The sequence below is a fragment of the Ferruginibacter sp. genome (genome assembly GCF_031430955.1).
GTDB lineage: Bacteria > Bacteroidota > Bacteroidia > Chitinophagales > Chitinophagaceae > Ferruginibacter.
The window spans coordinates 1-6,313 of the sequence record NZ_JANPCM010000216.1 but is presented as its reverse complement, the minus strand read 5'-3'; the positions used below and the strand labels follow the sequence as shown (position 1 = coordinate 6,313).

General features: G+C 35.2%; 7 protein-coding genes. 4 read left to right on the top strand and 3 right to left on the bottom strand.

The genetic code is table 11. The features are described from left to right. Nucleotides 1–84 precede the first annotated feature (84 nt). The 4 genes from ACY65O_RS06190 (at nt 85) to ACY65O_RS06175 (ending at nt 3,992) form a co-directional block, all read left to right on the top strand. Nucleotides 85–444 carry a pyridoxamine 5'-phosphate oxidase family protein gene (locus ACY65O_RS06190; protein ID WP_462219982.1) on the top strand — a complete coding sequence of 120 codons (360 nt, stop codon included), beginning with the start codon at nt 85–87 and terminating at the stop codon, nt 442–444. A 209-nt stretch (nt 445–653) separates the two neighbouring features. Beyond that, nucleotides 654–1,151, top strand: a complete 498-nt coding sequence (locus tag ACY65O_RS06185; RefSeq protein ID WP_462219981.1) for a low affinity iron permease family protein — start codon at nt 654–656, stop codon at nt 1,149–1,151. Between the two features lie 225 nt (nt 1,152–1,376). Beyond that, on the top strand, nt 1,377–2,396 hold the full coding sequence (locus ACY65O_RS06180) for a ligase-associated DNA damage response exonuclease (protein ID WP_462219980.1): 1,020 nt from the start codon (nt 1,377–1,379) through the stop codon (nt 2,394–2,396). Between the two features lie 3 nt (nt 2,397–2,399). Further along, nucleotides 2,400–3,992 (top strand): ATP-dependent DNA ligase, encoded by a 1,593-nt coding sequence (locus tag ACY65O_RS06175; protein ID WP_462219979.1) that lies wholly within the window; start codon nt 2,400–2,402, stop codon nt 3,990–3,992. A gap of 416 nt (nt 3,993–4,408) precedes the next feature. On the opposite strand, the gene ACY65O_RS06170 is transcribed toward ACY65O_RS06175, so the two are convergent. From ACY65O_RS06170 to ACY65O_RS06160, 3 genes are all read right to left on the bottom strand, one after another. Beyond that, nucleotides 4,409–4,984: a YdeI/OmpD-associated family protein gene (locus ACY65O_RS06170; protein WP_462219978.1), complete on the bottom strand. Its 576-nt coding sequence runs from the start codon at nt 4,982–4,984 to the stop codon at nt 4,409–4,411. Nucleotides 4,985–5,049: 65 nt separating this feature from the next. Further along, a complete protein-coding gene (locus tag ACY65O_RS06165; protein WP_462219977.1) occupies nt 5,050–5,475 on the bottom strand; it encodes a DUF1801 domain-containing protein in 426 nt (141 codons plus the stop codon). Between the two features lie 132 nt (nt 5,476–5,607). Next, nucleotides 5,608–6,183, bottom strand: a complete 576-nt coding sequence (locus tag ACY65O_RS06160) for a DUF4256 domain-containing protein (RefSeq protein ID WP_462219976.1) — start codon at nt 6,181–6,183, stop codon at nt 5,608–5,610. Nucleotides 6,184–6,313 lie beyond the last annotated feature (130 nt).

Below are 6,313 nucleotides of genomic sequence, written 5' to 3'. Positions count from 1 at the left end.
ATTTCAGTATTTTTTTAAAATTAAAGAATGTATAATGAAAACTGAAATTAATCCCAACATGAAAACTAAAATGGCCTTATAGTCATGAAAACCGGAATACTCATAACTAAAGAAGGTAATGGAAAATTAAAGGAACGTGCTATTGTACCAACGCATGTAGATAAAGAAGGTAACCTTTGGTTTTTTACAAATGAGTGCAGCGATAAACTAAATTCCATACCTGTAAACGGTAACGTAATGATAAGTTATGGTAACCCGAAAGACAGTGATTATGTAGTAATTTACGGAAATGCAATAATTGTAAAAGATAAAAAGAAAATGCAGGAATTATGGTCGGCTGTGGGTAAAGTTTGGTTTGGTAATGGGTTGCATGATAATAAACTTGCATTATTAAAAATAGCGCCTTTAAAAGTAGAATTCAATAACGAAAATAGTAGGGAGTAAGCTCAATTTTATTTAAAATAATTACTTATCTGAAAGACGAGATGATAATTTAATGTATAAAATATTTTTTTGCACCCATAGCTATTTACTTTACAGTTTGTCGATATTGCAATTGTGTTAAGTATTTAAGCAAATATTATTTGTTATTAATTATTAGAAAAGAAAGTAAAATAATAATTTTTTCTTTTAACCACATATAAATATTTGCAATGCAAAAAAAATCTCCTCCTCAAAAAAATAAAAAAAGTTATTTCGATAAATTTTCTGCAGTTATAACACATGCAACCGGCTCGCCTGCTGCATTTATAAGTGCTTTGGCCGTTATAATTGTTTGGGCAGTTACCGGCCCGCTGTTTAAATTTTCGGATACCTGGCAATTGGTAATTAACACCGGAACTACCATTATTACTTTTTTAATGGTATTCGTTATTCAGCAATCTCAAAATAAAGATACATTGGCTATACAGTTAAAATTAAATGAGCTTATTGCCAGCAGCGAAAAAGCAAGCAACCGCTTAATTGATGTTGAAGATTTAACAGACGAAGACTTAAAAGTACTCAAGCATTTTTACATCAAGCTTGCAGATCTTGCCGAAGAAGAAAATGATATTCATATCAGTCATTCCCTGGACGAAGCTTCGGAAATAAGTAAGAAAAAAAATCAATCAGTACAAAAAATAAAGTCTGCTGTAAAAAAAGATAATTAAGAAGCTGTTTGAATTAATCTTAGCACACTACAATTTGGCTAAAGCCCCTTTTGTATTTCATTGCATTACCACGCCTTTACGTGGTAATGCAAATGGCTATTGTCGGCTTTAGCCAAATAAATAATAAATAAATAACTCAAAGAGTTTCTTAAGTATATTGGCACTTTTGATTAAACAAAGCAGGCTTTCTAGTGTTAAACAGGAATTCACTTTATAATTAAAAAATTGCAACTTATTACATTTACTAACAGGGGAATATTTTGTGCAAAAGGGAATTTTTATATTGATCCCTGGTTGCCTGTTGACCATGCAGTGATAACACATGGCCATGCCGACCATGCAAGATGGGGAAGTAAACATTATTTGTGTCATAAATTTACCGCCCCCATTTTGCGCTTGCGTATAGATGCTGATTTAAGCATCAGCACTATGGATTATAATGAAACTGTTTTTATTAATGGTGTAAAACTAAGCATGCATCCCGCCGGGCATATAGTTGGCTCGGCGCAAATACGTTTGGAATATGAAGGATATGTTGCAGTAATTTCCGGAGATTATAAAACCGAGTATGATGGATTAAGTACTGCTTTTGAACCGGTGCGCTGTAATGAATTTGTTACGGAAAGCACCTTTGGGTTACCCATATACAATTGGCTGCCGCAGCAAAAATTATTTGATGATATTAAAAAATGGATCGCTGGTAACCAGGCACAAAATAAAACCAGCGTTTTTATTGCCTATAGCCTGGGTAAAGCTCAGCGCCTGATGAAAGGGTTAGAAGGTGCAGCAAAAATATTTGTACATAATGCTGTTAATAATTTAAATATTGCTATTGAAAGTTGCGGCATAATATTACCTGCAACACAAATTATAAATATGGAGATGAATAAAGCGGATGTGCAAAATAATATTGTGATTTTGCCGCCTGCCTTATTGGGTACCAACCTTATAAAAAAAATACCCAATGCTGCTGTTGCAATTTGCAGTGGATGGATGCAGGTAAGGGGTAGCCGAAGATGGCAGGCTGCCGATGCAGGGTTTGCCGTAAGCGATCATGCAGACTGGAGCGGTTTATTATCTGCAATAAAAGCCACTGGTGCACAAAAGGTTTTTGTAACACATGGCAGCACTGCCATCTTTAGTAAATACTTAAATGAAATTGGGATTGAAGCTGCAGAAGTTGCAACACAATATGGTAAGGAAGATGATGAAATGATTGCCGAACCTGAAAAAATTGCAGAATAAATTATGGAAAAATTTGCAGCCTTCATTCAGCAGTTAGAAATAAGTAATAAAACAAATGATAAGATTGATGCCATTGTGCATTATTTAAACGAAGCCTCCGAGGAAGATAAAATTTGGCTGGTGGCTTTATTTACGGGTAAGCGTCCAAAGAGAAGTATTAATACGGCACTGTTAAAAGAGTGGGCTGTAGAAATTGCGAATATTCCGATGTGGTTATTTACAGAGTGCTATCATACAGTAGGAGATTTAGGAGAAACCATTGCATTGATATTACCCAAACCTTCTCAAACAATTAAAAAAAATATTGCAGCCTGGATAAATGAACTAACAGCATTGGCAAAACAAAGCGACGAAATAAAAAAACAATATGTGCTTAATGCATGGAGCGGCCTGGAGGTGCAGGAAAAACTAATTTTCAATAAATTAATTGGTGGAAGTTTCAGGGTAGGAGTATCGCATAAATTACTAGTAAATGCCATTGCAAAACAAACCGGTATTGAAGCCAATAAATTAATGCATAGTTTAATGGGCAAGTGGTTGCCCGGCCAAACAAATTATACAGATTTAATTAAAGGAGCTGATAGCGCAACTAATATTTCTCAGCCTTATCCTTTTTGTTTGGCTTACCCAATGGAGCAGGATATTAATACTATTGGTGCTGCTGAACATTGGCAGGCAGAATGGAAATGGGATGGCATACGTGGACAAATTATTAAACGCAAAAATGAATTATTTATATGGAGCAGGGGAGAAGAATTAATAACACATCAATTTCCCGAACTGGAAAAATTAATTGATATTTTACCCAATGGCTGTGTGATAGATGGCGAAATTTTAGCTGTTGATAAAGAACAGGTGCAATCTTTTAACAGCCTGCAAAAAAGGCTTAACCGAAAAACAGTTAGTAAAAAACAACAGGAGGAAATACCCATTGGTTTTTACTGTTACGATTTACTGGAATATGAATATGAAGATTATCGTGAAAAAACCCTGGCGGAAAGAAGAAGTGTTTTAGAAAAATTAATTAATGCTTTACCCAAAAACAACACAATTTTTTTGTCACCTGTGATATCATTTAATAGCTGGCAAGATCTGCAAATTAAAAGAGAACAATCAAGGGCAATGAACAGCGAAGGGTTGATGCTTAAAAAATTATCTTCCATTTATAATACCGGCCGTAAAAGGGGCGACTGGTGGAAATGGAAAATTGAACCTTACAGTATTGATGCCGTAATGATATATGCACAAAAAGGTGCAGGCCGCCGAAGTAATTTTTATACTGATTATACTTTTGCAGTAAAAGATGGCGATAAATTATTAAGCATTGCCAAAGCTTACTCTGGTCTTACCGATAAAGAAATAAAAGAAGTGGATAATTTTGTTAAGAGAAATGCAGTTGAAAAATTTGGCCCTGTACGCACTGTAAAACCTGAGCTGGTTTTTGAAATTGCTTTTGAAGGAATTGCCGAAAGTGCCCGGCATAAAGCCGGAATTGCTTTACGTTTTCCCCGAATAAAACGCTGGCGAAAAGATAAAAAGGCAGCAGAGATAAATACTATTGAAGATCTGCAGCTGTTATTAAAAAATTCGAAGTAATTATTTTTTAAAAATTCTATTTTCTGTATATAGTATTTTTTATTATTAATATCTTTTCCATTCTGAATAATATCAATTATTTCTTTTGACGTTATTATTTGTTTGTTGTTGTCTGTGTTGCTAGCTTACAAATCGCCATTTATCGTATTTTTTAATCATTGTTTAAATACAGCTGCAGTTGCAAAAAATATTACTTCCCTTTTAATTTATGTTAATGATTTGAACCTGCGGAACGCAAAGTGAGTTAATACAAATTAGACACTGAAATCATACTGTCAGCCTGAGCTTGTCGAAGGCGGGTTGACATTGCACCGGTTTCGACAAGCTCAACCTGACATTTTTTTAATCTGATAGATTCAATGTCTAATTGGTATAATATTTTAAAGTTTGATTGATTTATTTTCTCTCTGAATATACTAATCATTTAATCCTTTTCCATTCAGAATTTGCGGCATACATTTCTCAATCCTCGACTCACGGGTTTTGGATTGTTTGGGTGCGGAAAAATGCAGCAGGTACCCTCTTTGGCGCCCCGGCGTTAATGCATAAAAAGCAGTTTTCAGGGCAGCGTTTTTATTTAATTTATTTTTAAATTCTTGCGGCATTGAAAACTCAGCCGTCTTCTTAAGCGGCACTTTTAAACCTGCTTTTTCCACTTCAATGGCTTCAAAAATATAAGCTTTCAAAATAGTTTTCAGCTTAACTATTTCCTTTACATTGGTGAAACGGATCTGGCGGGCTGCCTGCACATTCTTCGTTTGTTGTATCAGTATGCCGCTGGCATCATTTAAAAGCGCTCCTTTAAAAAATAACACCGCACAGTATTCTTTAAACACATGTATCAAAACGATATTGCTTTTATCAAACGAATAGCAAGGGCAGCCCCACTTCAATTCTTCGGTAAGCCCACAGCTAAGAACAATCTTTCTCAATTGCTCCAGTTCTTTCTGCCAACTGGCTTTACTAAAATAAAAATCAACTTTAGAATTCATGCTATTTAGTTATTGATAGTTTTACTAGATCTTCAACAGTAAGTTAACTCATTTAAAAAAGTATTTTATTTTTTATTTAGTGGTACAGTTATCATTTCCTTCAGCACTTTTATATCTATATCCTCCAGCTTATTTATGTAGAGGCAACCAACACCAGCCTTATACTTGCCCAGCTTTTTTAGAGCAGCTGCATGTTCCATAATACCAACGCTGATATATATTGACAGATTGGTTTTACGGGGAGCAAATCCTATACGCAGCCAATCAACTTCTCTGCCAGTAGTGGGGCTTTTATATCTTTTAATACCAAAACCTATTATCGAGTTGCTCCATAATATGGGCAGTTCCCCGGTTGCTTTTGTCATCATTTCTAAAAGCACAAAACTGTCTTTGCGTTTTTGTTCATTTGGAAGACTATTGATAAAATCTTCTGCGCTTGCAGTGGTTGGTTTTGTTTTTATTACAGCCAGCTTTGATTTTTTTTCTGCCATTTGAAATTATTATTTGTTTGCTATTGATTTAAAATCTACATCAATTTCAGCCAATCTTTCGCAAATACCAAAATTATCCTGCTTTTGTAAAATCTTTGTTGATGCAAAACTAATAACAACAGCCTGTAAAACTTATACCCTTACACAGCCACGAAATGCCCTGGCAGCATAGTAAGATTCTGCTCCGTTGTGGTACACAAAAATATTACCGTAGCGGTAATCACAAAAAAGGGCACCACCAAGTTTTCTGACAGCATCAGGTGTTTTTATCCAGCTTGATGTTTTTGTATCTAAATTTTCTCCTGCCTTTTGAAGGGATTGCAAATAGCGGTATTGTTCTTCTGTTAAAAGCTCAATGCCCATACCGGCTGCCATTTCCACAGCACTGTTTTTAGGTTTATATTCTTTTCTTTTCTCCAGTGCTTCATCGTCGTAACAAACGCTTCTGCGGCCCTTAGGGCTTTCTGCAGCACAATCATAAAAAATATATTCGCCGGTCTTTTTATCATAGTCAGCAACATCCGGTTCACCGCCACTGTCTTCCATTTCATTCAGCGACCAAAGTTTTTCGGCAGTCAATTCCAGTCTTGCATGTACTTTCGCCCATTCAATACCTTTATGCCGGTTCATGTTTTTTTCAAAACGTGCTTTTAATGTGTGTAATAGTTCTTTACGCTGTTGGGGCAATAACTTATTTTTATTTCCCATATGCAATATTATTTTAGTTTACTTACAATTACTATTTTACCTTAAAGCCCTGCCTTGGTTCGTGTCTCACGAACCATTCGCTAAAGTCTTCGCTATTATCTCCGCTTAGTTTTTTGGGTGTAGGATTTTA

Bases quoted from the DNA above. Each gene is read 5' to 3' on its own strand.
- ACY65O_RS06190 (WP_462219982.1), top strand. From the start codon at position 85: ATGAAAACCGGAATACTCATAACTAAAGAAGGTAATGGAAAATTAAAG.
- ACY65O_RS06185 (WP_462219981.1), top strand. From the start codon at position 654: ATGCAAAAAAAATCTCCTCCTCAAAAAAATAAAAAAAGTTATTTCGAT.
- ACY65O_RS06175 (WP_462219979.1), top strand. From the start codon at position 2,400: ATGGAAAAATTTGCAGCCTTCATTCAGCAGTTAGAAATAAGTAATAAA.
- ACY65O_RS06170 (WP_462219978.1), bottom strand. From the start codon at position 4,984: ATGAATTCTAAAGTTGATTTTTATTTTAGTAAAGCCAGTTGGCAGAAA.
- ACY65O_RS06165 (WP_462219977.1), bottom strand. From the start codon at position 5,475: ATGGCAGAAAAAAAATCAAAGCTGGCTGTAATAAAAACAAAACCAACC.
- ACY65O_RS06160 (WP_462219976.1), bottom strand. From the start codon at position 6,183: ATGGGAAATAAAAATAAGTTATTGCCCCAACAGCGTAAAGAACTATTA.